The organism is Roseomonas sp. TF40, assembly GCF_057219975.1.
Window position 1 is genome coordinate 182,588 of the sequence record NZ_JBXVVR010000009.1, and the last position, 24,161, is coordinate 206,748.

Consider the following 24,161-nt stretch of genomic DNA (forward strand, 5'->3'; position numbering starts at 1 on the left):
GCGCGGGTCCGCCGCGGGCGCCAAAGGGGCAGCCGGAGCGAGACCCACGATGATGTGACTAACGCTCAGTTAATCACCCAGAACGCGCATCGCAACCATCGGCTTTTGGAATGTTCCGTGACCTTCAGGTCACCGGCTGGCGCCATTCCGGATGGGCTGGGCTGGTGCCGCGCACCACGGCCTCATAGGCGGCCTGGAGCCGCCGGGTGATCGGGCCCGGCGTGCCGGGGCCCACCGGCAGCCGATCCACGGAGGTGACCGCCACCAGTTCCTGCCCCGTGCCGCAGACGAAGACCTCCTCCGCCACATAGAGCTCGGTGCGGTCCACCTCCCGCTCCTCCGTCCGCAGGCCGAGTTCGGCGGCGAGTTGCAGCACCGTGGCGCGGGTGATGCTCTCCAGGATGTCGCTGCTGCGCCCGGGCGTGACCAGCACGCCCTCGCGCACCAGGAAGAGGCAGGCGGCCGCGGCCTCGGAGAGCTTGCCGCGCGCGGTCAGCAGCAGGGCGGTGTCATAGCCATCGGCCTTGGCCTGCAGCGTGGCGAGCCGCCCGGCATGGTAGTTCGCACTCGCCTTGATGCGCGGCGGCATCGCGTTGTCGGCGATGCGCGTCCAGGAGGAAACGCAGGCGGCCAGGCCGGTGGCGAATTTCGCGCTGCGCTCGCGCGGCAGCGCGGCGGCGATCCAGCCCACCGGGCCGGTGGTCGCCATGGTGCCCTGGCCCTCGATCTGCACCTGCAGGCGCAGATAGGCATCGTCATCCGGCGTGTTGAGCCGCACCACGTCCAGCACACCCTGACGCAGCGCGGCGCGCGTCGGCGGGTCAGCGAAGCGCATCACCTTCATCCCCTGCTCGAGTCGCGCCAGATGATCCTCGAGCCGGAAGATGCTGAAGGCGCCGGTGGTGGGGTGGCGATAGGCGCGCAGCCCCTCGAACACCGCCACGCCATAGGCCACGCCGAGCGCAAGCGGGTGGATGCGCGCCTCGGCGAAGGGCATGGCCACGCCGTTATGGATGATGGTGTGGGCCTGCCACATGCGCCGCGTTCCTTCCCGTGATGCACTTCATGCTACACGCTGCCGGCATGGATGCATCGCCCCTCGACATCGCCCTGGCACGGCTTGGCCCGCCGCGCATCGCCTCCTTCATCGTCACGCTCTGGGGCGATGCGGTGGCGCCGCGGGGCGGCTCGCTCTGGCTCGGCACGCTCCAGGCGGTGCTCGATCGCTTCGGCTGCACGCCGGGGCAGGTGCGCACGGCCATGTCGCGGCTGACCGAGGAAGGCTGGCTCGCGCGCAACCGGGTCGGCCGCTTGTCCTATTACCGGCTGGGTCCGCGTGGCGAATCGGTCTTCGCCGGCGCGGCGGCACGCATCTACGCCGGTACGCCGCCGGCCTGGGACGGGCGCTTCGTGCTGGCGCGGCCCGAATCGCCCGAGGCGGCGCAGGCGCTGGACGCCGCGCTGTTCGGCCATCTGGCAGCCGATCTGCGCATCGGCCTCACCACCCCGCCCGGGCTGGAGGGGGCGATCCTGCTGCAGGCCACGCCGCGCAGCCTGGCGGAGGCGCGCCGCCTGGCCGCGCAAAGCTGGCTGCTGGATGGCCTGAAGGCGCAGTACCAGCGTTTCCTGGAAGGTTTCGGCGGACTGCCGGACGCGCCACCGGCGGAAGAGGCGCTGCCGCTGCGACTGCTGCTGGTGCATGAGTGGCGCCGCGTCGTGCTGCGCGATCCTGCGCTGCCGGCCGAGTTGCTGCCTGAGGATTGGCCCGGCCATGCGGCACGCCAACTGACCCGGCGGCTCTACCGGCAGATGCTCGGCGCTTCCGAGGCCTGGCTCGACGCGCAGGGGCGTTGCGAAGCCGGCGCACTGCCCGGCGCGCGGCTGGAGGGGCGCTTCGAGGGCGCCTGAAGCGTTACACTTCACCCCTTGTTTGTGCGCCGCACTGTGACATATCCTCCCCCGCATAGGTGGAGGATCGGCCATGTACACCCAGGCCCTGAACCAGAAGGATGCCGGCGCCCCCGCCAGCGCGACCGAGGACCCCGCACGCCTCGCCCGCTTCGAGGCCCGCGTGGCGGCCGAGGAGAAGGTCGAGCCGAATGACTGGATGCCCGAGGCCTATCGCCGCACCCTGACGCGTCAGATCAGCCAGCACGCGCATAGCGAGGTCGTGGGCATGCTGCCCGAGGGCAATTGGATCACCCGCGCGCCGAGCCTGCGCCGCAAGGCCGCGCTGCTCGCCAAGGTGCAGGATGAGGGCGGGCACGGTCTGTATCTCTACGCCGCCGCCGAGACGCTCGGCACCTCGCGCGAGGAACTGGTCGAGCAATTGCTGAGCGGGCGCGCGAAGTATTCCTCGATCTTCAACTACCCGACGCTCACCTGGGCCGATATCGGCGCGATCGGCTGGCTGGTGGATGGCGCGGCGATCATGAACCAGATCCCGCTCTGCCGGACCAGCTACGGCCCCTATGCCCGCGCCATGATCCGCGTGTGCAAGGAGGAAAGCTTTCACCAGCGCCAGGGCTACGAGATCATGCTCACCCTCGCGCGCGGCAGCGCGGCGCAGAAGGCGATGGCGCAGGATGCGCTGGATCGCTGGTGGTGGCCCGCCCTGATGATGTTCGGCCCACCGGATGCCGAAAGCGCCCATACCGACCAATCCATGCGCTGGAAGATCAAGCGCTTCACCAATGACGCGCTGCGCCAGCAATTCGTCGATGCGACGGTGCCGCAGGGCCATTATCTCGGCCTGGCCTTCCCTGACCCGGCGCTGTGCTTCGAGGACGGGCATTGGCGCCACGGCCCGATCGACTGGGAGGAATTCCGCCAGGTGCTCGCCGGCAACGGCCCGTGCAACCGCGAGCGTCTGGAAGCCCGCCGGCAGGCGCATGAGGACGGGCGCTGGGTGCGGGAAGCCGCCCTCGCCCACGCCGCCAAGCGCCGGGCGCGCACCACGCCGGCCCTGGCCGCGGAGTGAGGACGATGCCCGAAACACCCATGCCGATCTGGGAAGTCTTCATCCGCGCCCGCGCGGGCCTGGCGCATCGCCATGCCGGCAGCGTGCACGCGCCCGATGCCGAGATGGCGCTGCAGGCCGCGCGCGACACCTATACCCGGCGCGGCGAGGGCCTCTCCCTCTGGGTCGTGCCCGCTGCGGCGATCACGGCGAGCGACCCGCAGGACAAGGACAGCCTGTTCGAGCCCACCGCCGACAAGATCTACCGCCACCCCACCTTCTACGAGGTGCCCGAGGAAGTGGGGCATATGTAGTGAAGCGATCTTCGCCCTCAGACGCCGGGCGGCCGCGCCGCGGCCTTGGCTGCGCGGCATCGGCCGCGGCCGCCATTCGGCGGCTCGGCCCGCAAGGGCGGGCCGCCCTGCTTCGCGGACACTGGAAGGTCATCGCATGACGACCATCACGCTGGCCGAAACGCCTTTGCTGCACGCGATCCTCGCGCGCGCCGACGACGCGCTGGTGCTGGCGCACCGTCTCTCCGAATGGTGCGGCCATGCGCCGATTCTGGAGGAGGATCTGGCACTCGCCAACATCGCGCTCGACCTGCTGGGCCAGGCCCGCGCGCTTTACCAATACGCCGCACAGGTCGAGGGCGCGGGGCGCAGCGAGGATGACCTCGCCTATCTGCGCGACGCGCCGCAGTTCCGCAACGCGCTGCTCTGCGAATTGCCGCGCGGCGATTTCGCCGAGACGATCGTCCGCATCTGCCTGTTCAGCGCCGCGATGCAGCCCTGGTGGCAGGCGGCGATGGGCTCGACCGACGCCACGCTCGCCGCCATCGCGGCGAAGGCGGAGAAGGAGGTCACCTACCATCTGCGCCATGGTGGAGAATGGCTGATCCGCCTCGGCGACGGCACCGATGAAAGCCATGCCCGCAGCACCGCCGCCCTGGCGAAGCTCTGGCCCTATACCGGCGAACTCTTCGCGCCCGAGGACGCCGCGCTGGTCGCGGCCGGCGTGATCCCCGATGCGGTGTCGCTGCGCCCGACCTTCGACGCCATCCTCGCCCGCGTGCTCGACCGCGCGACGCTGGCACGCCCGCGCGATGGCTGGATGCAATCCGGCGGGCGGCGCGGCGTGCATACCGAACATCTCGGCCACATGCTCGCCGTGATGCAGCACCTGCAGCGCGCCTATCCGGGGGCGACATGGTAGCGACGCTCGACCGCGAACGCCTCCGGCGCCGCGCGCTGGAGGTCGCGGCGGGCGTGGTGGATCCCGAGATCCCGGTGCTGACCATCGAAGATCTCGGCGTGCTGCGCGACGCGCGCGTGGCCGAGGACGGCGCCATCGAGGTGGACATCACGCCGACCTATTCCGGCTGCCCCGCCATGCGCCTGATCGCGCTGCAGGTGGAGATGGCGCTGCGCGGCGCGGGCTTCGCCGAGCCGCGCGTGCGTGAGGTGCTCGCCCCCGCCTGGACCACCGATTGGATGAGCGAGGCCGGCCGCGCCAAGCTCAGCGCCTATGGCATCGCGCCCCCCGCGCCGCGCGCCACGCGCCGCGCGCTGTTCGGCGAGGAGGCCGCGCCGGCCTGCCCGCGCTGCGGGGCGGCGACCACCGAGAAGCTCTCCGAATTCGGCAGCACCGCCTGCAAGGCGCTCTGGCGCTGCACCGCCTGCCGCGAACCCTTCGACGCCTTCAAATGCCTGTAGCGGGACCGCCACCATGACCGCGATCACGACCACCCGCTTCGTCCCGCTGCGCGTCGCCGCCATCACGCGCGAGACGCCGGACAGCATCGCGGTCAGCCTCGTGCCGCCGCCGCATGCCAATTTCAGCTTCATCCCCGGCCAGTACCTGACCTTCCGCCGCGTCTTCGACGGCGTGGAGCAGCGGCGCAGCTATTCGATCTGCTCGGGTCTGGATGAAGAGACCCTGCGCGTGGGCATCAAGCGCGTGCCGGGCGGGCTCTTCTCGAGCTGGGCGCTGGACCATCTGAGGCCCGGCCAGGTGCTGGAAGCCATGCCGCCCGAAGGCCGCTTCGGCCTCATGCCGCAGGCCGGCGCGCCGCCGCGCAGCGTGCTGGGCCTGGCCTGCGGCAGCGGCATCACGCCGATCCTCTCCATCGCGACGAGCCTGCTGGCGCGCGAGCCGCGCGCGCGCTTCCTGCTGCTGTATGGCAATCGCGACCAGGCGAGCATCATGTTCCGCACCGCGCTGGAGGAGCTCAAGGACCGCTACCTGACGCGCTTCGCGGTGCTGCATGTACTGAGCCGCGAGAAGCATGAGCTGGACGCGCTGCATGGCCGGCTCGATGGCCCGCGCATAGCCGCGTTGCTGCCGGGCCTCGTGGCCCCCGCAAGCCTCGACGCCGCCTTCCTCTGCGGCCCCGAGGGCTTTGCCGAGGAGGCGTCCGCTGCCCTTGCCGCGCTCGGCGTCGCGCCCGCGGCGATCCATGTCGAGCGCTTCACACCGAGCGGCCCCGCCCGGCCGCGCGCCCCTGTCGCCCCCGATTCCGCCCCCGCCGCCCTGGCCGCCATCACGGTGGATGGCGTGACGCGCAACGTGCCGATGGCCGAGGGCGAGACGGTGCTGGAAGCCGGGCTGCGCGCGGGTCTCGACCTGCCCTGGTCCTGCCGCGGCGGCATGTGCTGCACCTGCCGCGCCAAGGTCACCGAGGGGTCGGTGGACATGGCCACGAACTACTCGCTGCAGCCCTGGGAGGTCGCGGGCGGCTATGTGCTGACCTGCCAGTCCCGCGCGACGAGCGCCAGCCTCAGCGTGGATTACGACGCGGCCTGAGCCTCAGCCCTCGGGCACCACCCGGAACCGCACGCGCCGCGCGGCCCAGTCACCGATGCGCGGCGGCAGCAGGGCCAGGGCGCGCATCGTCAGGGCCATCGGCCAGGGGAACACCGCCTGCGCCGCGCCGCGCTCCAGCGCCGCCGCGCAGCGCGCCGCCGCTTCCTCGAGGCTCAGCTCGAAGGGCCGCGCGCCCTGGAACCGCTGCCCCATCGCGCTCTCGAAGAAACCGGGGGCGAGCACCGTCACGCGGATGCCGCGCGGGGCGAGTTGGCTGCGCAGCCCCTCCCCCCAGGACCACAGCCCGGCCTTGGAGGCGCAATAGGCCGGGAAATCCGGCAGGCCGCGCAGCCCGGAGACGGAGGCCACCAGCCCGATCCGCCCCGCCCCGCGCGCGCGCATCCCGGGCAGCAGCGGGGCCACGAGGTTCATCGCGCCGATCAGGTTGACCTCGATCTGCCGCACCGCCGCCGCGGCGCTCTCGGGCGTGCCATCCGGCGCCGTGCCGGCCGAGGTGCCGGCATTGGCGATGACGGTATCGACCGGCCCCGCCGCCTCGAATGCCGCCAGGGCCTCGGCCAGCGCCGGGGCGTCGCGCACGTCGCAGGCGCACAGGCTCACCACCGCGCCGCGCGCCGTGCAGGCCGCCGCGACCGCCGCCAGCGCATCGGCCGAGCGGGCCACCAGCAGCAGCCGCACGCCCGGGCCGGCATAGTGCCGCGCCAGCGCCGCCCCCAGGCCGCGCGAAGCCCCACTGATGACAATGCCGCTCATCGCACCCTCCTGAGCCGGGCCAGCAGCCGCGTGATGCCGCCCTGCACGGCGCGGATCAGCCCGCGCTCGCCGATCGGGAAAAGCTCCGGCCGGTCGAGCCGCTCGAGCAGCAATTCCGGCTCGCAGGGCAGGCCGGTGAGGGGGTCGATGCAGCGCGGATAGAGAATCAGCGCCACCGCCACCAGCTCATCCAGGCTCAGCACGCGGCGCGGGCCGAGGGGGGGCAGGCGGTCCTCGGTCAGCCCCCAGCCGCTGTAGAAGGGCCGCCCATGCACCGTCACCGGCACGCCGCGCAGCAGCGCCTCGAAGCCGGTGAGCGAGGTCAGGGTGTGCACCGCGTCCACCTGGCCGAAGAGGGCGGCCATCGGCGCGCGGTGCAGCACCTGGTCGGCCAGCGCGGCGAGCCGCGCGGCCGGGATCCGCCCGCGGCGGAAGCCGGCCTCGATGTCGGGATGCGGCTTGTAGATCAGGAAGGCGTCCGGCTCGGCCGCGCGCACGGCCTCGAGCAGCGCAAGGTTGCTGCGGATCGCCCCGCCGCCGCGCTGGACGGAGGCATCGTCCTCCACCTGCCCCGGCACGAGGATGCGCCGGCGCCCGGGCGGGGCGGTGATGACCGGGGTCTCTCCCCCGAGGTTGTACTTGGTGAAGCCGCGCGCCACGACCGCCGCACGCAGCGCCGCGGCCCGGGCGCGCAGCGTTTCCGGAATGTTAACGGATGCGAGCAGATGCTCCAGCTCGCTGCCCGATCGGGGGTCGTAATAGGGCCCGTGCCGGTCCAGCGCGAAGGAGGCCCCGGCCCGGAAGGCGGCGCCGAGGCCCGCGGAACGGAGAAACCCATCCTCAAGCCAGCGCAGTTCCACCCCCTCGGCCGCCGCCGCCGCACGCAGGCCCTCGGGCGCATTGGCGCTCCAGGCCAGCAGGGCGCCCCGGCGCGCGCGCGCCGCCTTCAGGGCCGGGCCGGGCCGGGCATGGAAGCTGGGCGCGGGCGCGCCGCTCGCCAGCAGGTCGCGCAGCCGGTCCTGCTTGTAGGGATGCACGCCCAGGCAGGCGGCGATGCCGCGCGACTCGGCCTCGCGCCGCTTCCACAGGGCCAGGGTCTCGATGCCCTGCCGGGCGGTGCCGGGGGTGGCGCGGAACGGGTCGGCCCAGCGCGTGCCGGCAAACAGCGCCGCCCAGACCGCCAGGCGATCCTGGCCCGCCAGCACGCCATCGCGCAGCCCCACCCCGGCCGCGAGGGCGAGAAGGGCCAGGTCGCGCGAGGCGCCGCTGAGCCAGGCAGCGCCCTCCAGCAGGGTCCAGGGGTCAAGGCGCATGAGGCTGCCGGGCAGCACGGGCACGCCACTCGCGAAGGGATCCTGGGCCACCACGACCGGCAGGCCCGAGGCCCGGGCGGCGGCCAGGCGCGCGGCAGCCGTGGCGGCTTCCTCCGGCCGGCAGGGGTCGAGCACCACAACGGCGCTGCGCGGCGCCACGCCGAGCGCCGGCAGACCGGGATCCGCCATCCCCGCCGGCGCGCCGATCCGCCCCGCGCACAGGCGCTCAAGCAGGTCTTCCATGTCGCGCGGCGGGGGCGCAGGGCTGGCCAGCGCCACCCCCAGCGGATCGGGCGCGGCGGAGGCCAGCAGCCCTACCAGCGGGGCACGTGGGCCGAGCCGGACGGGGTGGAACGGCCCGGCCGTGTAGCGCAGCACGGCGGCCGGGCCCGGCGCGGGCGCACCCACCGGCAGCAAGACCAGCCCTGGCTCCCCGGGACCGGCCAGCGGATGGTCGGGGAAGAAGGCCGGCAGATGCGGCTGCGCGCGCAGCAGCGCCGGGTCGGGGCGCAGCCTCACCGGTGCGGTCGGGGGCGAAGGGGACACGCGGGCAACCTAGATCAGCAATCCCGTGGAGGGAACGCTGCGGGAAGGGCCGAAAGGGGCCGGATGCTTTGCCTGCCCAGTGCTTCTCCGCTACTGTGGCGTGCATGAGCCACAGCATCCGCACGATGGACCCGGGCATGGGTAAGGCGCAGGCGCGCCAGGAACTTGCAGCGCGCCCCGAGCTGGGGCGCGGTGCGCCGGTTCCGGCCCTGCTGCTGGCCGCCTGCCTGGGCCTCGCGGGGTGCGCCGGACAGGGCGTGACCGAGCGCCTGAACTTCAGCAGCCCGCGCCCCGCCACCGCCGCCACCCCTCCACCTGTCAGCGCCGACCCCATCATCGCCGCAGCCGCCCGCGCCCGCCCCGGACAGGATGAGCGTGTGACGCTCGAGAACGGCCAGGCTGCCTCCGTGCGGGTGGTGCGGGTCTATCACGCCGCGTCGGGGCGGGAGTGTCGCGAAGTGGTGGTCGGCGCCGGCCTCGAGGAACGGGCGCGGCTGATTTGCGCTGCCGAAACCGGCTGGACCGAAGCGCGGCCCTTGCTGCGGGGCGGGGCGGGCGCGCGGTGAGCGGCTGGGGCAACGCCTCGCCGGGCGTCTACTCGTCCAGCCTGTCCGAGACCCGTGATTCGAGCCCCCTGCGGCAAGTCCTCACCGGCTTCCGCTTGCAGGGGCGGGTGATCTACGCGCTGCTGCTGCGTGAGATGACCACACGCTTCGGGCGCGACCAGATCGGCTTCCTCTGGGTGTTCTTCGAGCCGATGCTTCTCGCCTTCGCGATCGGCACCCTCAAGCACCTGATGGATCGGGGCGGGCATTACGGCGTGCCGCCCTTCATGTTCGGCGTCATCGGCTACGCGCCCTACTTCGCCTTCCGTGGCATGATCAACCAGGCGTCGGGTGCGCTGACGGCGAACATGACCCTGCTCTACCACCGGCAGATCAAGCTGTTCGACATCATGCTGGCTCGCGGGCTGCTGCAATCCGCGGTGGTGACCACGGTATTGCTGGTGGTGATCACCGGCGCGTCCTGGCTGGTGAGCATGACGCCGCATTCGGTGCCGATCCTGGTAGCCGGGCTGATGATGATGCTGCTCTACTCGCATGGCCTCGCCATGCTGGTCGCTGCCGGCACCGCCGCCTTCGAACTCACCGATCGCGTGGTCCACCCGCTGACCTACCTCGCCCTGCCCTTCTCCGGCGCATTCATCCCGATGCACTCGCTGCCGCCGTCCTGGCGCGAGGTGCTGCTGTGGAACCCGCAGGTTCACTTCCACGAGATGATGCGCGACGGCATGTTCGGCGACCTGATCCCCCCCTATTACGACGTGCCCTACGCCCTGAGCTGGGCCATCGCGTTCAACCTGCTTGGCATGTTCGCACTGCGCGCCGCGCGGCCGAAGCTGGAGCATTGAGCGGCGATGCTGTTCCTCGAGAACGTCACCAAACGCTACAAGATGCGCGATGGCACCTGGCGCACGGTGCTGGACGGCGTGAACGCGTTGATCCGGCCCGGCGATGCGGTGGGCATCCTCGGGCGCAACGGGGCGGGCAAATCCACGCTGATCCGCACCATGGCGCGGGTCGAGTTCCCGACGTCGGGCCGGGTCGAACACCGCATGAGCGTGTCCTGGCCGCTGGGTTTCGGGGTCGGGCTGCAGAACACCATGTCGGGCGCCGACAATGTGCGCTTCGTCGCCCGGCTCTACGGCCGCAGACCGGAAGAGATCATGGATTTCGTCGAGGATTTCGCGGAACTCGGCGACTACATGACCATGCCGACCCGCACCTATTCCAGCGGCATGATGGGCCGGCTGCAATTCGGCCTGTCCCTCGCCATCGACTTCGACTGCTATCTGATCGACGAGGCGACCGCCACTGGCGACGACCGCTTCATCGAGCGCGCCCGGCAATTGCTCGCCGAACGCATGCGCGACCGGGCCATCATCATGGTAAGCCACCAGGCCAACACGATCCGCAGCTATTGCCGGACCGCGGCGGTGCTGAACGAAGGCAAGCTGACCTTCTACGAGGACATGGATGAAGCTTTCGCCGCCTACCAAGCCCTCTGAGCTGCTGGCGGGCGCCAGCACGCGCGGGCCGGCGGCTTCGCCCCCGCGCGCCGCGCGGCGCCCGCTTGGCAAGATGCAGTGGTTCGCGCTGCTGGTGCTGCTGCCCACGCTGCTGGTCGGCACCTACTACGCGCTGATCGCCGCCAACCTCTACGAGTCGGAGGCGCGCTACCTCGTGCGCAGCCGCAGCGGTGGCGGCCCGAGCGGTGCCGGGGCGGCAGCGGGGATGTTCAGCGGCGGCGCGGCAGCCGCCCTGCGCGCCGGCGCGGATGAGATGCGCGCGGTCAACGACTTCGTGCAGAGCAACGACGCGATCGTCGGGCTGCGCCGCTCGCTTGACCTGGTCGGCATCTGGCGCCGGCCGGAATCGGACATCCTGTCGCGCCTGTGGTGGGAAGACCCGGAGGCCGAGCGCCTGCGGCGCTATTTCCGACGGCGGGTCACCGTCGAGTACGACATGGAGACCAACATCGCCACGCTGCGCGTCCTCGCCTTTCGCCCGCAGGATGCGCGCGACATCGCCGAGCAGCTGCTGGTCCTGTCCGAGGACCTCGTGAACCGCTTCTCCGCCCGCACCCAGGCGGATGCCATCCGGGTCGCGCGCCAGGAAGTGGAGATCGCGGAGGCACGCGTGATGGCCGCGCGCACGGCGCTGACCCTGTTCCGTGAGCGAGAGCAGGCGCTCGACCCGACGCGCGAGGCGGTGACAGCCATGGAAGGGATCGGCCGGCTGGAGGCCGCGCTCTCCCAGGCCCGGGCCGAGTTGCAGGAGCGGCGTGCCTTCATGCGCCCCGACAACCCGCAGATCCAGCTTCTGACCAACCGGATCTCGGCGCTGGCGGCGCAGATCGCGACCGAGCGCGCGCGCATCACGCAGGGCGACGAGAATGTCACGCAGCGCCTGGCCGCCTATGAACGCCTGGTGCTTGAGCGCGAATTCGCGGACCGCCAGTTGGCCTCGGCGACGGGCTCGCTCGAGACGGCGCGGGCGGAGGCGCAGCGCCAGCAGATCTTCCTGCTGCGCGTGGTCGAGCCCAACCTGCCGGAATACGCGCTCTACCCGCAGGCAGTCTTCAATACCTTCACCGTGCTGATCGCCCTGACGATCTTCTACGCCATCGGCTGGCTGCTGGTCGCCGGTGCACGCGAACATGCGAGCTGACATGCAATCCAAGACCCCGCGCGCGAAGCTGTTTCCCCTGCTGCTGGCCGGCGTGATGGCGTTCTGCGCCCCCGCGCCGGGCCTTGCGCAGGTGATGCCGCCCGGCCTGACCAATGCGCTGCCGAACCTGCTGCGCGCGGGCGACCAGGTGACCACGACGCGCGAAGGCACCGCCACGGCGGCGGAAGCCGGGCCGACCGCGGTGGGGCCGATCGGCGATCCGCAGCGTGCCCCGGGTCCGGCCACGGTGGTGTTCGGCGCCAGCCTCTTCACCCGCGGCGCGCCGGCGCCGTCCGACACGCCGAACCCCAACTACCGCATCTCACCGGGTGATCGGGTCTCGATCACCGTCTGGGGCTTCGTCGAGGCCTCGATCATCGGCGTCGTCGATCCGGACGGGAACCTCTTCATTCCCCAGATCGGCCCTGTGCGCATGGCCGGCATCCGCGCAGGGGACCTGCAGCGCGTGGTCGAGACCGAGGTGCGGCGCGTCTATTCGCAGCAGGTGCAGGTCTATGCGGTGCTGCTGACCTCGGGACAGGTGGGGGTCTTCGTCACCGGCTTCGTGCGCAACCCGGGCCGGCACATGGGCACGGGATCGGACAGCGTGCTCGACTACCTGGCGCGGGCCGGGGGCGTCGATCCGGGCCGCGGCTCCTACCGCGACATCGCGATCAACCGCGACGGCCGCACGGTCGCGCGCATCGATCTCTACCGCTTCCTGCTGACCGGGCAATTGCCGCAAGTCTCGCTGCAGCAGGGCGATACGCTGGTCGTCGCGCCGCAGGGCGCGGTGGTGGGCGTTGACGGGGCGGTGCGCAACAACTTCCTCTTCGAGGTCTCGGGCCGCTCCATGCCGGGCAGCGAGCTGATCCGCCTCGCCTCGCCGCTGCCCGCCGCCACCAACGCGGTGATCCGTGGCACGCGCGGCGGCCAGCCCTTCGCCCGCTACGCGACGGTGCGGGAACTCAACAACATCACGCTGCTCGACCAGGATGTGGTCAGCTTCATCACCGATGCGCCCGCACCCACGGTGCGCGTGATGGTGGAGGGCAGCCGCATCGGTCCCTCGGTGCTGATCGCCAATCGCGAAACCACGCTGTGCACCATGCTTGACCACATCGAGGTCGATCCGAACCTGGCCAATACCCGCGGCGTCTTCCTGCTGCGCCCCTCGGTCGCCGCGCAGCAGGCGCGCGTGATCAATGAGGCGATGGACCGTCTCGAACGCCAGCTCTTCCTCTCCATCTCGCCCACCACCGGCGTGGCCGAGGTGCGGGCCTCCGAGGCCAACCTCGTGACCAACTACATCCAGCGCGCGCGGCGTACCCGGCCCGAAGGGCGTCTGGTGGTGATGGATCGCGGCGGGCGCTGCGCCGATGTGCGGCTCGAGGATGGCGACATCATCGTGATCCCCGAACGCGTGCAGACCGTGCTGGTCTCGGGCGAGGTGATGGCGCCACAGGCGGTGGTCTGGCGGCCGAACATGACCATCCCGGACTACATCCGCGCCGCAGGCGGCCTCGCCGAGCGCGGTGCGGAGGCGCAGGTGATGATCCGGCGCGCGAGCGGCGAGATGATCCTCGAACCCACCGAGGGCCCCTCCCCGGGCGATGAGGTGATCGCGCTGCCGCGGCTGGACCCGAAGAACTTCCAGCTGACGCGCGACCTGCTGAACCTGATCTTCCAATCCGCCCTGTCGGCGCGGGTCTTCATGAACTGAACGCGGCCTTCAGCGGTTCTGCACCGCGAAGCGTCGCTCCAGCCTTGCGGCGACCAGCGACAGCGCGCCGCAGATGACGAAGTAGAACAGCGCGACCACGATCCAGGTCTCGAAGACTCGGTTGGTGGTCGCCGAGACCTCGCTGCCCAGGAAGGTCAGGTCCTGGATCGAGACCAGCGAGATGATGGAACTGTCCTTCACCAGGGACACCGCCTGCCCGGTCAGCGGCGGCACGGTGCGCGCGATGGCCTGCGGCAGCACGACCAGACGCAGCGTCTTGGCGCGCGAGAGGCCGAGCGCGCGTGCGGCTTCGCTCTGTCCCGGCGCGATGGAGCGGATGCCGCCGCGCACGATCTCGGTCACATAGGCGCCCTCGAACAGACCCAGGCAGAGGATGGCGGCGATGACGCCGGCGGCCTGCTGCGGCGGGCCGAACATCGTCTCGATCCACCACAGCGAGTCCGGCGGCTGGCGGCGGATCCAGTCCTCGATGCCCAGTGCGGGCAGGATCTGGCTGGTGACGAAGAAGTAGAAGACGAAGATGAAGACCAGCGGCGGGATGTTGCGGATGGTCTCGACATAGAAGCCGGCGATCAGGCGTGGCAGCAGCAGATGCGAGGTGCGCGCCACGCCCATCAGCACGCCCACCGCCGCCGCGATGATCGCCGCCCAGAAGGAGACGCGCAGCGTGGTGAACAGCCCCTGCAACAGCAGGTTCGCCACCCAGCCGCGCTCCGCATCGTAGCGCGCGACGAAGGCCCAGACCGGCGCGAAGTTCCAGCGATAGTCGAGCGCGACGCCGGCGCGCCAGGCGAGCAGCAGCCCCGCCCCGAGCACGAGGCCGAGCACCACCGCATCCGCCACGCCGAAGCCGGGCCGCCGGCGGGCATAGGGCCCGCCGGTGGCCTCGCGATCGGGCGCGCTCAGCCCGGGACCTGGTCGCGCCACTCGCGCGCGCCGAACCAATAGGCCTGCCGCTCCTCCAGCCAGCCATCGAGCTGGCGCAGCATGATCCAGTTGTTGAGGAAGTTCAGCGCATCGGGGTCGGATTTCCGCACCGCCATGGCGTCCGCCTGGCGCACCAGCGGCTGCGCGAAGGGGCGGAACAGCGCATCCGGATTGTCGAGCGCGGCGAAGAGCGGCCGCGGCACGGAGCCGACCATGGCATGGGCGCGGCCATTCACCACCTCGAGGATCGACTGCGCGTCATCGTCGAACTGGCGGATCGTCGCGCGCGGCATCAGGCGCTGCGCGGCAACGATGCCCGAGGTGCCGCGCCGGCCGGTGATGGTCACGTTCGGGCGGTTGTAGGATTCGATCGTGGTCATGCCATCGGCGAGCCGCCGGCTGGAGACCATGTCCACGCCCGTCGCCGAATAGGCCGAGGTGAAATTGGCCGAGAGGTTGCGCGCGGGCGTGATGCTCATGCCGCCGATAATCGCGTCGAACCGCCCCGCGAGCAGGGCGGGGATGATGCCGTCCCAGGCGGTGGGCACGAATTCCGCGCGTACGCCGAGATCCTGCGCCAGCCGGTTGGCGACATCGATCTCATAGCCGATCAGCTCGCCCGCACGGTTGCGGAAGGCCCAGGGCACGAAGGTGGACATGCCGACGCGCAGCGTGTTGCGGCGCTTCACCTCCTCGATCATCGAGGTCGCGGCCAGGGCAGCGCGCGCATCATTGCCCTGCGCCATGGCGGTGCGCCCGCCGAAGACCAGCGCGCCGAGCGCGGCCGCGCTGCCCGCGGCGGGGGCCAGGAAGCGCCGGCTCAGGCCGGGCTTGTCGTTCTCACTCATCGTTTCGTCTCCATGCAGAAGGTTGCGTCACGCGGCAGAGCCCTTGAGGCGTCTTTCCAGCACGCCCACACCGAGCGAGAGGGTCACCGTCACCAGAAGATAGAGCGCGGCGACGGTCAACCAGATCTCGAAGGTCAGGAAAGTGTCGGAAATCACGTTCCGGCCCTCATTCGTCAGGTCGAAGACCGCGATGATGCTGACGATGGCCGAGTGCTTCACCAGCGAGACGGCGAGGCCCGCCAGCGGCGGCAGGATCACGCGCAGCGCCTGCGGCAGCACGATGAAGCGATAGGCCTGGGCGCGGGAGAGGCCGAGCGCCCAGGCACCCTCCCACTGGCCGCGCCGCACCGCCTGGATGCCGCCGCGGAAGATCTCGGCCGCGAAGGCGCCCTCGAACAGCGCAAGGCAGAGGACACCCGCCCAGAAACGCTCCAGCCCCAGCACCGGCGCCAGCACGAAATAGACGAGGTAGAGCTGCACCAGCAGCGGCGTGTTGCGAATGACCTCGACATAGGAGATCACAAGCCACCGCCCGGCGAGCGAGGAGGACAGCCGCAGCACAGCGGCGAGCAGCCCGATCACCACGGTCAGCACCAGCGCATAGGCGCTGATCTCCAGCGTCACCAGCAGGCCCTTCAGCAGCGGGCCGAGGAAGACCTCGCCGTCGAAGACCTGCACGACGTAGCGCGGCACGCGATACCACTGCCAATTGTAGCCCATGCTGCGCGCGCCATCGATCAGCAGCCACGCCAGCAGGCCGAGGAAGAGAAGGAATTGCAGCAACTGCCCCGCCGCATGGCGGCGGCGCTTCCAGCGCAGGGCGGGCGGTTCAGTCCTCACGCGGGGCGATGCGCCGCGGCGGGCGGGAGAGGATGCGCCCGAGCATCGGCGCGAAGGTCTCGAGCGGCGCCTCGGGCTGGCCGGGGACGATGGTGGTCTGGTCGAAGCGCGCCACGAATTCCGCCGTGCGCTCGAAATGCGGATGGCCGCGCCAGCGCTCGCGCCCTTCCTGCTCCTCGGCCACATCGGGGTGCTCGTGGTAGTGATGCGCGAGGAAGATCTGATGGTGTTCCAGCAGCCAGCGCGAGGCGTCGGAGACATAGGGCGCGAGCAGGCTGGCCGCGAAGGCGCCGTGATTGGTCGGGCAGGTGGTGAAGCCGATGTCGTGCAGCAGCGCCACCACGACATATTCCTCGTCGCGGCCATCGAGCATGGCGGCCGTGGCCGATTGCAGCGAGTGGCGGAAATTGTTGACCATGTAGCCGAAGCTGGGATCGGCCGCGGAATCGCGCAGCAGCCGCATCACATGCTCCACCTGCTGCGCGGCCGCGAATTCCCGGCGCTGGCGCATCAGCACATCCCAATCGGCGGGGCGGAACTGGTCCAGCGCCGGCGCCGTCACATAGTCCCATTCGGCGCGCATCAGGGGCGTGCGCCGCAAATCGCCCTTCGCGAGGTCGCTCATTTGGTCGGCGCGCGGTACCGGAAGGCCTTGTCGAAGCGGCCCACCACCCATTCGCCGCAGGCGATCGGCGGATATTTCGCCTGCGCGGGATCATCGAGCAGGTCGCGCGGGTCGATCACCGTGTGGAAGCCCGGATCGAAGAACACCGCGCAGGATTGCCGCGCCTTGCCTGAGGTGTTGACCACCCGGTGCGGGTTGCTGCGGAAGCGCCCATTGGTCCAGCGATGCATCAGATCGCCGATATTCACCACGAAGGTGTCGGGGATGGGATGCGCCATCACCCAGCCGCCATCGGCCCCCTTCACCTGCAGCCCGCCGGTCTGGTCCTGCGCCAGCAGCGTCAGCCCGCCGTAATCCGTGTGGGGCGCCACGCCGAACTGGTCGGCGCCGAGGTCGGGCGGCTGCGGCGGGTAGTAGATGGCCGCGCCCCGTGCCAGCGGGCGGGCGTAGCCGGCCTCGAAGAAATCCGCCGGCCGGCCGAGGCTCAGCGCCAGGCCGCGCAGCACGGCATGGCCCACCGCCATCACCTGCTCGTACCAGCCATAGAGGGCGGGGCGGAGTTCGGGCAGCGAGTCGGGCCAGACATTGGGGCCCATCAGCGGCGTGCCGGCGGCGACCTCGGGGTCCGTCTCGGGCAGGTCGTAGCCCCAGACGAAGCTCTCCTTCAGGTCGGGCTTGGCGGTGCCATACATCTTGGCCCCACCCGGATTCACCCAGCCGCGGTGCCGCGGATTGACGGCGAGCGCCTGTTTCTCCGCCGCCGGCAGGTCGAAGAAGCGCCGCGCGGTGGCGAAGGCGCTGGCGGTGCTCGCGGCCGGCAGCCCATGGCCGGCGACGTAGAAGAAGCCGATCCGCTCGCTCGCCGCGCGCATCGCGAGGCCGGCGGCCGCCGAGGCCGCCGCGTCCCGCGCGACGAGCCCGGCGATGTCGATCACCGGAATCTGATCCACGCCGATGTCCCGCGCCTTCGCGTAGCTCATGCCCGATTGCCCCCAACCATGGCGCTCAGGATTGCAGGGAACCGAAGGCGGCGGAAGTGTCATCGACGCGCCCGGCCGCCCAATGCGTCAGCTCTTCCGGGCCAAGCCGCCCCTCCACAGCCGCCGCCAGGCCGAGGCCCATCAGGGCGGCCAGCTTGAAGCCATGGCCCGAGCAGGCGGAAGCCAGCCACACACCCTCCTGCGCCGGGCGCAGCACGAAACGGTCCTCCGGCGCCATGGTGTAGAGGCAGTGGCGCTGTTCCAGCACGCGGTAGCGATCGAAATCGGCGATGGCGCGGGCCCCGGCCTCGAGCAGCGCGGCGCGGCGCCCGGCATGGGGCGGGCGGGCCGGGTCGTCGCGCCAGGGCTCGCCCGGCTCGTCGGTGGCGTAGTCGCCGATCTTGAGGCGCGTGCCGGCACGCGGCGGCAGCACATAGACCCCGCCCGCCGCCTGCTGCGGCAGCCGGCAGAGCAGCAGCGGCGCCGCTTCCCAGGCGGCGGCCAGCTCGGCCGGGGGCTCCAGATAGGCGAGGCTCTGCAGGGAGACGCGCAACCCCGCCGCCGCCGAGGCCTCGGGCAGCAACAGCGGCAGGGAGGGCCCGGCCGCGGCGATCACGGCGTCGGCGGCCAGCGCGGTGCCATCGGCCAGGCTCACCCGCCCCGGCGCGATCCGCGCCACCCGCGCGCCGCTGCGCAGCACCACGCCGAGCCGGGGCAGCAGCGCCAGCAGATCCTCCAGGATCGGCCGGGCGAGCAGCATGCCGGAGCCCTCGATCTCCACCGCGCGCTTCAGCCCCTCCCGGGCCAGCATGGGCAGGGCCGCGAATTCGGCGGGGTCGAGGTCGCGGAAGCCCAGCCCCAGCGCCGCCTGGGTGGCCGCGACGGCCGCCGCGAAGGGCCCTTCGAGGCGCAGCGCATAGACGGCGCGCAGCGGCACGAAGCGGTCCTGCCCCGTCGCCGCGAACAGGGCGCGCCAGGCGGCGAAGGCGGCGGGCATCATCGCCGCATAGCCGGTCATGGTGCCGTAGGCGTGGCGGATGATCCGCCCCTCATCGTTCGAACTGCCGCCGGGGGCGGGGAAGGCGGGCGCGGCCTCCAGCACCGTCACCGCATGGCCGCGGCGCGCGAGCGCCCAGGCGCTGGCGAGGCCGAGCACGCCCCCGCCCACCACCACCACGCGCAGGGGCCGCGCGGCCGGCCCGTTCGGCAGCAGCGATTCGATCGACGTGGTCATCCGCAGCACCTTTCCGGGCCTGTCTCCGGCCGCGGCCCATGCCATAAGCGCGCCGTCACAGGTTCAAGTCGCACACCACCATGATTCGTCTCGACAACATCAGCAAGCAGCAGGGCCCGCAGATCCTCTTCATCGAGGCCTCGGCGGCACTGCAGAAGGGCGAGAAGATCGGCCTCGTCGGTCCCAACGGCGCGGGCAAGTCCACGCTGTTCCGCATGATCACCGGGCAGGAGCCACCCGATGAGGGCCTGGTGCTCACCGATCGGGGCGTGACCATCGGCTTCTTCAGCCAGGATGTGGGCGAGATGTCGGGCCGCAGCGCGGTGGCCGAGGTGATGGACGGGGCGGGCGATGTCAGCACCGTCGCCGCCGAACTCGCGCAGCTCGAGACCGCGATGGCGGACCCCGCGCAGATGGACAATCTCGACGCCCTGATCGAGCGCTTCGGCGAGGTGCAGGCGCGCTTCGAGACGCTGGGCGGCTACGCGCTGGAAGGCCAGGCGCGCGAGGTGCTGGCCGGGCTCAGCTTCAGCCAGGAGATGATGGAGGGCGATGTCGGCAAGCTCTCCGGCGGGTGGAAGATGCGCGTGGCCCTCGCGCGCATCCTGCTGATGCGCCCCGATGTCATGCTGCTCGACGAACCCTCGAACCACCTGGATCTCGAAAGCCTGATCTGGCTGGAGCAGTTCCTCGGCCAGTATGAGGGCGCGCTGATGCTCACCTCGCACGACCGCGAATTCATGAACCGCATCGTCAACAAGGTGATCGAGATCGATGGCGGCACGCTGACCAGCTACGCCGGCAATTTCGACTTCTACGAACAGCAGCGCGCCCTGGCGGAAAAGCAGCAGCAGGCGCAGTTCGAGCGCCAGCAGGCGATGCTGGCCAAGGAGATCAAGTTCATAGAGCGCTTCAAGGCGCGCGCCTCGCACGCCGCGCAGGTGCAGAGCCGCGTCAAGAAGCTCGACAAGATCGAGCGTGTGGAACCGCCCAAGCGCCGGCAGAGCGTCTCCTTCGATTTCCTGCCCGCGCCGCGCTCGGGCGAGGATGTGGTAAGCCTGCGCGGCGTGCACAAAAGCTATGGCAGCCGCGTGATCTATGCCGGGCTCGATTTCCTGCTGCGCCGGCGCGAACGGCTATGCGTGCTCGGCACCAATGGCGCGGGAAAATCCACGCTGCTGAAGCTCGTCACCGGCGCGACCGCACCCGATGCCGGCACCGTGGTGCTGGGGGGCAGCGTGAAGATGGCCTATTTCGCGCAGCACGCCATGGAGTTGCTGGAGGGCGAGAACACGGTCTTCGAACAGCTCGAACAGGCCTTTCCGCGCGCCCCGCAAGGATCCCTGCGCGCGCTCGCCGGCTGCTTCGGCTTCTCGGGCGACGAGGTGGAGAAGCGCTGCCGCGTGCTCTCGGGCGGCGAGAAGGCGCGGCTGGTGATGGCGCTGATGCTCTATGACCCGCCGAACTTCCTGGTGCTGGACGAACCCACCAACCACCTCGACATGGCGACGAAGGACATGCTGATCGCGGCCCTGGCGCAATATGAGGGCACGATGCTCTTCGTCTCGCACGACCGGCACTTCCTCTCCGCGCTGTCCAACCGTGTGCTGGAACTGACGCCGGAGGGCGTCCATCGCTATGAGGGCGGCTACACGGAATATGTCGCCCGTACGGGGCATGAGGCGCCGGGGCTGCGCGCGGCGTGACAGGCGGCGGGCTGGCCCCCTGCGCCTGCCCTGCCTATCTTCCGGCCATCCCAAACCGGCAAGGCGACGTCCTCCCATGTCCAGTTCCCTGAGGCCGCCCGGGCCCGACGCCAAGCCGGGACCGATCCTGATGACCTCCGCCGGCTTCGCGGACTGGCTCGGCGAGGTGCAGGCGGGGCTCGTGCTCTCCACCTACCAGCGCGGGCGGATCATCTTCCTCGGCCAGCGCGGGGAGGGAAAGCTGCGCGCGCATGAGCGCATCATCGCCCAGTGCCAGGGCATCTGGACCGATGGCGAGACGATCTGGGTCAGCGGCAAGACCATGCTCTGGCGCTTCCGCAACGACCTGCCGCGCGGCGCGCGCACCGAGAGCGGCGCCGATCGCCGCTACGTCCCGCGCGAGGCGCGCGTGACCGGCGCGCTCGACATCCACGACATCGGCTTCGGCCAGATGCCCGGCATGGCCGCGCCGGGGCCGATCTTCGTCAACACGGCCTTCAACTGCCTCGCCACGATCAGCGCCCGGGCCAGCTTCCGCCCGCTCTGGCGCCCGCCCTTCATCTCCGCGCTGGTGGCGGAGGATCGTTGCCACCTCAACGGCCTGGCGATGGACGGCGCGCGCCCCGCCTATGTCACCGCCATCAGCCGCAGCGACGTGGCCGATGGCTGGCGCGAGCGGCGCGGCGATGGCGGCGTGGTGCTGGAGGTCGAGGGCGGCAATGTCGTCGCGTCGGGCCTGTCCATGCCGCATTCCCCGCGGCTGCATGAGGGCCGGCTCTGGGTGCTCAATTCCGGCCTGGGCGAGCTGGGCGTGATCGACCTGCAGGACGGGCGCTTCACGCCGGTCGCCTTCTGCCCGGGCTATGCGCGCGGGCTCGCCTTCATCGGGCGCTACGCCGTGGTCGGCCTCTCCCGCCCGCGCGGCAACCAGACCTTCGAGGGGCTGAAACTGGCCGAGCGCCTCGCCGAGAAGGACGCCGTGCCGCGCTGCGGCCTGCTGGTGGTGGACACCCAGACCGGCCGCAGCGAGCACTGGCTGCGCTTCGAACACACGATCGAGGAGCTCTACGACGTGGCCGCCCTGCCCGGCATCCGCCAGGCGGAGGCGGTGAGCCTCATGGGTGAGGAGCTGGAACGCGCCATCACCATCGAAGCACCCCGCCCCGCCGCGAACGCATGAAGCTGCTGCTGCGCCGGCTCTGGCTGCCTTTCCTCGCCACGGCCTGCGTCTTCGCCACGCTGGTCTATCTGGGGGTGTGGCAATCCCAGCGCCTTGTCTGGAAGACCGCGCTGCTGGCCGAGATCGCGGCGATGGAGCAGGGCGCGGCGGTGCCGCTCACGGACTCGCCGCGGCTGTTCACCAAGGTGGCGCTGCGCGGCCGCTTCGACCATGCGCGGGAGGTGCTGCTGGAGCTTGAGGTGCGCGGCCCCGTGCTCGGCGCGCGGCTGGTCACGCCGCTGCTGCGCGAGGCCGGCCCGCCGGTGCTGGTGGATCGCGGCTGGGTGCCGCTTGAGCGCGCGAGCCCCATCGCGCGGCCGGAGGGCGAGGTGGAGGTGCTGGGCTATGTGCGGCTCTCCGAAACCCGCAGCCGCTTCGCCGCGGTGGATGATCTGGCCGGGCGGCGCTTCTTCACCTTCGAGGTCCCGGCCCTTGCCGCCGCGATGGGCCTGCCCGAGGCCGCGCCCTTCGGCGTGGTCGCCCTGGCCCCCCCGGGGGCTGGCGCGGACGGCCTGCCCGACCCGGCGCGGCGCCTGCCGCGCCCCACCAACAACCACCTGGGCTATGCCATCACCTGGTTCGGCCTGGCCCTGGCCCTGGCCGGCGTCTTCCTGGTCTGGGCCCGGCGGCGCATGAAGGCCAACGACGCATGAGGGATCGAAGATGAGCAACGCCGCCTATGCACGCCTCGTGGCGCGCTTCGCGAGGCTGGGCGCGCTGGGCGAGGCCGCCGGCATCCTGCACTGGGATTCCAGCACCATGATGCCCCAGGGCGGCGGCCCCGCCCGCGCCGAGCAGCTCGCTGCCCTGGCCGGGCTGCGGCATGAGCTGCTCACCGCGCCGGAAGTGGCCGAGGACCTCGCCGCGGCGCAGGCGGCGGACCCCTGGGGGGCGCGCAACCTCGCGCTGATGCGCCGCACCCATGCGCGCGCCACCGCGCTGCCCACCGCGCTGGTCGAGGCGACGGAGCGCGCCAATTCCGCCTGCGAAAAGGTCTGGCGCCAGGCCAAGGCGAAGGCCGATTTCGCCCTGGTGCTGCCCTACCTGGCCGAGGTGATCCGCCTGCAGCGGGAGATCGCGGCCGCTTATGCGGCGGTGCTCGGCCTCTCGCCCTATGATGCGCTGATGGAGGGCTACCAGCCGGGCGTGCGCGCCGCGGATGTCGCGCCCGTCTTCGCCGCCTATGAATCCTGGCTGCGCGAGGCGCTGCCGCGCGCGGAGGAGATCCAGGCGCGCCAGCCCGCGCCGCTGCCGCTGGCCGGCCCCTTCCCGGTTGAGTTGCAGCGCGCGCTCTGCCGGGAGATGGCGGGCGTGACGGGCCTCGATTTCGCGCATGCGCGGCTCGATGAATCGGTGCATCCCTTCTGCGGCGGCAGCCCCACCGACATCCGCATGACCACCTGCTACGACACCGGCAACGTGGCCAAGGCGCTGCTCGGCGTGCTGCATGAATCCGGCCATGCGATGTATGAGCGCGGCCTGCCGCCCGGCTACGCCCGCCAGCCGGTGGGCGAGGCCGCGGGCATGGCGGTGCATGAATCGCAATCCCTGATCGTGGAGATGCAGGCCTGCCGCAGCAACGCCTTCCTGGGCTTCCTCGGCGGGCGCCTGCACGCGACCTTCGGCGGCGAGCGGGCCGCCTATGCGCCGGCCAACCTCGCGCGCATCTGGCGGCGGGTCGAGCGCGGCTTCATCCGCGTCGACGCCGATGAGATGACCTATCCGGCGCATGTCATCCTGCGCTTCCGGCTGGAACAGGCGCTGATGTCGGGCGACCTCGCCCCGGCCGACCTGCCCGGCGCGTGGCGGGAGGGGCTGCACGGGCTGCTCGGCATCACCCCGCCCGACGATGCGCGCGGCTGCCTGCAGGACATCCACTGGCATGACGGCGCCTTCGGCTATTTCCCCAGCTACACGCTGGGGGCCATGGCGGCCGCGCAGCTGATGGCGGCGATCCGCCGGCAGGTGCCGGACCTGGATGATCACCTGGCGGCCGGGCGCATGGCGCCGATGATGGTCTGGCTGCAGGCGAAGGTGCACGCCCAGGGCGCGCTGCTGGGCTTCCAGGACCTGCTGGTATCGGCCACGGGCAAGCCGCTCGACCCGACGGATTTCACCGCCCACCTGACCAGCCGCTACCTGACGGCACCAGGCTGACAGAGGCGCGCGGCGCAAGGGCTACCCGTTTCTGACGAAACGCCGCGTTCGCGAGCGTCTGGGCTGACCTGCCCGCCCTGGAGCACGCTACGTTCTGATGAACGCAGCTCGTGCTCTAGAAATCATTGATTCTAGAGCAAGAAATGCGTTCACATGATCCTATCTGAACGCATATTGCTCTAGGTGTTTAGTCCCGGCATTTGGTGGTGCGGATTTTGTGTGAAGCGGTCGGGCTGGTCTGCCCACGCCTTGCA

The 24,161-nt window shown here is 71.1% G+C and carries 24 protein-coding genes; 15 read left to right on the forward strand and 9 right to left on the reverse strand.

What is annotated here, in order from left to right; genetic code table 11:
* Positions 1-124: 124 nt before the first annotated feature.
* A complete protein-coding gene (locus AC2D9U_RS21730) occupies positions 125-1,036 on the reverse strand; it encodes an aminotransferase class IV (protein WP_484753029.1) in 912 nt (303 codons plus the stop codon).
* Positions 1,037-1,083: 47 nt separating this feature from the next.
* Here AC2D9U_RS21730 and AC2D9U_RS21735 point away from each other — a divergent pair, with 47 nt between their 5' ends.
* The 6 genes from AC2D9U_RS21735 to AC2D9U_RS21760 all read left to right on the forward strand — a co-directional run bounded on the left by AC2D9U_RS21735 (position 1,084) and on the right by AC2D9U_RS21760 (position 5,764).
* Positions 1,084-1,908, forward strand: a complete 825-nt coding sequence (locus AC2D9U_RS21735) for a PaaX family transcriptional regulator C-terminal domain-containing protein (protein WP_484753031.1) — start codon at positions 1,084-1,086, stop codon at positions 1,906-1,908.
* Between the two features lie 73 nt (positions 1,909-1,981).
* On the forward strand, positions 1,982-2,980 hold the full coding sequence (gene paaA, locus AC2D9U_RS21740) for a 1,2-phenylacetyl-CoA epoxidase subunit PaaA (protein WP_484753035.1): 999 nt from the start codon (positions 1,982-1,984) through the stop codon (positions 2,978-2,980).
* Between the two features lie 5 nt (positions 2,981-2,985).
* A complete protein-coding gene (gene paaB / locus AC2D9U_RS21745; protein ID WP_484753039.1) occupies positions 2,986-3,273 on the forward strand; it encodes a 1,2-phenylacetyl-CoA epoxidase subunit PaaB in 288 nt (95 codons plus the stop codon).
* Positions 3,274-3,409: 136 nt separating this feature from the next.
* Positions 3,410-4,174, forward strand: a complete 765-nt coding sequence (paaC, locus tag AC2D9U_RS21750; RefSeq protein WP_484753042.1) for a 1,2-phenylacetyl-CoA epoxidase subunit PaaC — start codon at positions 3,410-3,412, stop codon at positions 4,172-4,174.
* Entirely contained in the window at positions 4,168-4,674 is a 507-nt protein-coding gene (paaD, locus tag AC2D9U_RS21755) for a 1,2-phenylacetyl-CoA epoxidase subunit PaaD (RefSeq protein WP_484753045.1), read from the forward strand. Before paaC ends, paaD begins: the two co-directional genes overlap by 7 nt.
* Before the next feature lie 13 nt (positions 4,675-4,687).
* Positions 4,688-5,764: a 2Fe-2S iron-sulfur cluster-binding protein gene (locus tag AC2D9U_RS21760; RefSeq protein WP_484753049.1), complete on the forward strand. Its 1,077-nt coding sequence runs from the start codon at positions 4,688-4,690 to the stop codon at positions 5,762-5,764.
* 3 nt (positions 5,765-5,767) lie between these two features.
* Here AC2D9U_RS21760 and AC2D9U_RS21765 read toward each other — a convergent pair whose 3' ends face one another.
* Complete coding sequence (locus AC2D9U_RS21765; RefSeq protein WP_484753052.1) at positions 5,768-6,538, reverse strand: SDR family NAD(P)-dependent oxidoreductase; 771 nt, start codon at positions 6,536-6,538, stop codon at positions 5,768-5,770.
* The gene (locus AC2D9U_RS21770) at positions 6,535-8,370 is read right to left on the reverse strand and encodes a capsular polysaccharide export protein, LipB/KpsS family (protein ID WP_484753055.1); all 1,836 of its coding nucleotides are present in this window, start codon (positions 8,368-8,370) and stop codon (positions 6,535-6,537) included. The genes AC2D9U_RS21765 and AC2D9U_RS21770 overlap by 4 nt, the downstream gene beginning before the upstream one ends.
* Positions 8,371-8,501: 131 nt before the next feature.
* On the opposite strand from AC2D9U_RS21770, the gene AC2D9U_RS21775 reads away from it, so the two are divergent.
* From AC2D9U_RS21775 to AC2D9U_RS21795, 5 genes are all read left to right on the forward strand, one after another.
* Entirely contained in the window at positions 8,502-8,963 is a 462-nt protein-coding gene (locus AC2D9U_RS21775; protein WP_484753058.1) for a hypothetical protein, read from the forward strand.
* On the forward strand, positions 8,960-9,808 hold the full coding sequence (locus AC2D9U_RS21780) for an ABC transporter permease (protein ID WP_484753062.1): 849 nt from the start codon (positions 8,960-8,962) through the stop codon (positions 9,806-9,808). The genes AC2D9U_RS21775 and AC2D9U_RS21780 overlap by 4 nt, the downstream gene beginning before the upstream one ends.
* Positions 9,809-9,814: 6 nt before the next feature.
* Entirely contained in the window at positions 9,815-10,465 is a 651-nt protein-coding gene (locus AC2D9U_RS21785) for an ABC transporter ATP-binding protein (RefSeq protein ID WP_484753067.1), read from the forward strand.
* Positions 10,466-10,538: 73 nt separating this feature from the next.
* On the forward strand, positions 10,539-11,627 hold the full coding sequence (locus AC2D9U_RS21790) for a KpsE/RkpR family capsule polysaccharide export protein (RefSeq protein WP_484753070.1): 1,089 nt from the start codon (positions 10,539-10,541) through the stop codon (positions 11,625-11,627).
* A gap of 1 nt (position 11,628) precedes the next feature.
* Positions 11,629-13,350: a polysaccharide biosynthesis/export family protein gene (locus AC2D9U_RS21795; protein ID WP_484753073.1), complete on the forward strand. Its 1,722-nt coding sequence runs from the start codon at positions 11,629-11,631 to the stop codon at positions 13,348-13,350.
* A 9-nt stretch (positions 13,351-13,359) separates the two neighbouring features.
* On the opposite strand, the gene AC2D9U_RS21800 is transcribed toward AC2D9U_RS21795, so the two are convergent.
* Genes AC2D9U_RS21800 through AC2D9U_RS21825 form a run of 6 tightly spaced genes read right to left on the reverse strand, consistent with a single transcriptional unit; the run spans position 13,360 to position 18,825 of the window.
* Entirely contained in the window at positions 13,360-14,298 is a 939-nt protein-coding gene (locus AC2D9U_RS21800) for an amino acid ABC transporter permease (protein WP_484753077.1), read from the reverse strand.
* A complete protein-coding gene (locus tag AC2D9U_RS21805) occupies positions 14,274-15,146 on the reverse strand; it encodes a transporter substrate-binding domain-containing protein (protein ID WP_484753080.1) in 873 nt (290 codons plus the stop codon). The genes AC2D9U_RS21800 and AC2D9U_RS21805 overlap by 25 nt, the downstream gene beginning before the upstream one ends.
* Before the next feature lie 27 nt (positions 15,147-15,173).
* The gene (locus AC2D9U_RS21810; RefSeq protein ID WP_484753084.1) at positions 15,174-15,986 is read right to left on the reverse strand and encodes an amino acid ABC transporter permease; all 813 of its coding nucleotides are present in this window, start codon (positions 15,984-15,986) and stop codon (positions 15,174-15,176) included.
* Complete coding sequence (locus tag AC2D9U_RS21815; RefSeq protein WP_484753087.1) at positions 15,976-16,611, reverse strand: hypothetical protein; 636 nt, start codon at positions 16,609-16,611, stop codon at positions 15,976-15,978. Before AC2D9U_RS21815 ends, AC2D9U_RS21810 begins: the two co-directional genes overlap by 11 nt.
* The gene (locus AC2D9U_RS21820) at positions 16,608-17,591 is read right to left on the reverse strand and encodes an isopenicillin N synthase family dioxygenase (protein WP_484753089.1); all 984 of its coding nucleotides are present in this window, start codon (positions 17,589-17,591) and stop codon (positions 16,608-16,610) included. The genes AC2D9U_RS21815 and AC2D9U_RS21820 overlap by 4 nt, the downstream gene beginning before the upstream one ends.
* 25 nt (positions 17,592-17,616) lie before the next feature.
* Entirely contained in the window at positions 17,617-18,825 is a 1,209-nt protein-coding gene (locus tag AC2D9U_RS21825; protein ID WP_484753093.1) for an NAD(P)/FAD-dependent oxidoreductase, read from the reverse strand.
* An 80-nt stretch (positions 18,826-18,905) separates the two neighbouring features.
* Here AC2D9U_RS21825 and AC2D9U_RS21830 point away from each other — a divergent pair, with 80 nt between their 5' ends.
* The 4 genes from AC2D9U_RS21830 to AC2D9U_RS21845 all read left to right on the forward strand — a co-directional run bounded on the left by AC2D9U_RS21830 (position 18,906) and on the right by AC2D9U_RS21845 (position 23,907).
* Entirely contained in the window at positions 18,906-20,531 is a 1,626-nt protein-coding gene (locus AC2D9U_RS21830; protein ID WP_484753097.1) for an ABC-F family ATP-binding cassette domain-containing protein, read from the forward strand.
* A gap of 76 nt (positions 20,532-20,607) precedes the next feature.
* Positions 20,608-21,711 (forward strand): TIGR03032 family protein, encoded by a 1,104-nt coding sequence (locus tag AC2D9U_RS21835; protein ID WP_484753101.1) that lies wholly within the window; start codon positions 20,608-20,610, stop codon positions 21,709-21,711.
* The gene (locus AC2D9U_RS21840; protein WP_484753105.1) at positions 21,708-22,403 is read left to right on the forward strand and encodes an SURF1 family protein; all 696 of its coding nucleotides are present in this window, start codon (positions 21,708-21,710) and stop codon (positions 22,401-22,403) included. The genes AC2D9U_RS21835 and AC2D9U_RS21840 overlap by 4 nt, the downstream gene beginning before the upstream one ends.
* A 10-nt stretch (positions 22,404-22,413) precedes the next feature.
* Entirely contained in the window at positions 22,414-23,907 is a 1,494-nt protein-coding gene (locus tag AC2D9U_RS21845) for a carboxypeptidase M32 (RefSeq protein ID WP_484753109.1), read from the forward strand.
* Positions 23,908-24,161: the final 254 nt, after the last annotated feature.

Coding starts and splice junctions, on each gene's coding strand:
- AC2D9U_RS21795 (WP_484753073.1), top strand. CDS start 11,629: ATGCAATCCAAGACCCCGCGCGCGAAGCTGTTTCCCCTGCTGCTGGCC.
- AC2D9U_RS21730 (WP_484753029.1), bottom strand. CDS start 1,036: ATGTGGCAGGCCCACACCATCATCCATAACGGCGTGGCCATGCCCTTC.
- AC2D9U_RS21820 (WP_484753089.1), bottom strand. CDS start 17,591: ATGAGCTACGCGAAGGCGCGGGACATCGGCGTGGATCAGATTCCGGTG.
- AC2D9U_RS21805 (WP_484753080.1), bottom strand. CDS start 15,146: ATGAGTGAGAACGACAAGCCCGGCCTGAGCCGGCGCTTCCTGGCCCCC.
- AC2D9U_RS21825 (WP_484753093.1), bottom strand. CDS start 18,825: ATGACCACGTCGATCGAATCGCTGCTGCCGAACGGGCCGGCCGCGCGG.
- AC2D9U_RS21815 (WP_484753087.1), bottom strand. CDS start 16,611: ATGAGCGACCTCGCGAAGGGCGATTTGCGGCGCACGCCCCTGATGCGC.
- paaC (WP_484753042.1), top strand. CDS start 3,410: ATGACGACCATCACGCTGGCCGAAACGCCTTTGCTGCACGCGATCCTC.
- AC2D9U_RS21845 (WP_484753109.1), top strand. CDS start 22,414: ATGAGCAACGCCGCCTATGCACGCCTCGTGGCGCGCTTCGCGAGGCTG.
- AC2D9U_RS21775 (WP_484753058.1), top strand. CDS start 8,502: ATGAGCCACAGCATCCGCACGATGGACCCGGGCATGGGTAAGGCGCAG.
- AC2D9U_RS21840 (WP_484753105.1), top strand. CDS start 21,708: ATGAAGCTGCTGCTGCGCCGGCTCTGGCTGCCTTTCCTCGCCACGGCC.
- paaD (WP_484753045.1), top strand. CDS start 4,168: ATGGTAGCGACGCTCGACCGCGAACGCCTCCGGCGCCGCGCGCTGGAG.
- AC2D9U_RS21760 (WP_484753049.1), top strand. CDS start 4,688: ATGACCGCGATCACGACCACCCGCTTCGTCCCGCTGCGCGTCGCCGCC.
- AC2D9U_RS21765 (WP_484753052.1), bottom strand. CDS start 6,538: ATGAGCGGCATTGTCATCAGTGGGGCTTCGCGCGGCCTGGGGGCGGCG.
- paaB (WP_484753039.1), top strand. CDS start 2,986: ATGCCCGAAACACCCATGCCGATCTGGGAAGTCTTCATCCGCGCCCGC.
- AC2D9U_RS21835 (WP_484753101.1), top strand. CDS start 20,608: ATGTCCAGTTCCCTGAGGCCGCCCGGGCCCGACGCCAAGCCGGGACCG.
- AC2D9U_RS21790 (WP_484753070.1), top strand. CDS start 10,539: ATGCAGTGGTTCGCGCTGCTGGTGCTGCTGCCCACGCTGCTGGTCGGC.
- AC2D9U_RS21785 (WP_484753067.1), top strand. CDS start 9,815: ATGCTGTTCCTCGAGAACGTCACCAAACGCTACAAGATGCGCGATGGC.
- AC2D9U_RS21830 (WP_484753097.1), top strand. CDS start 18,906: ATGATTCGTCTCGACAACATCAGCAAGCAGCAGGGCCCGCAGATCCTC.
- AC2D9U_RS21735 (WP_484753031.1), top strand. CDS start 1,084: ATGGATGCATCGCCCCTCGACATCGCCCTGGCACGGCTTGGCCCGCCG.
- paaA (WP_484753035.1), top strand. CDS start 1,982: ATGTACACCCAGGCCCTGAACCAGAAGGATGCCGGCGCCCCCGCCAGC.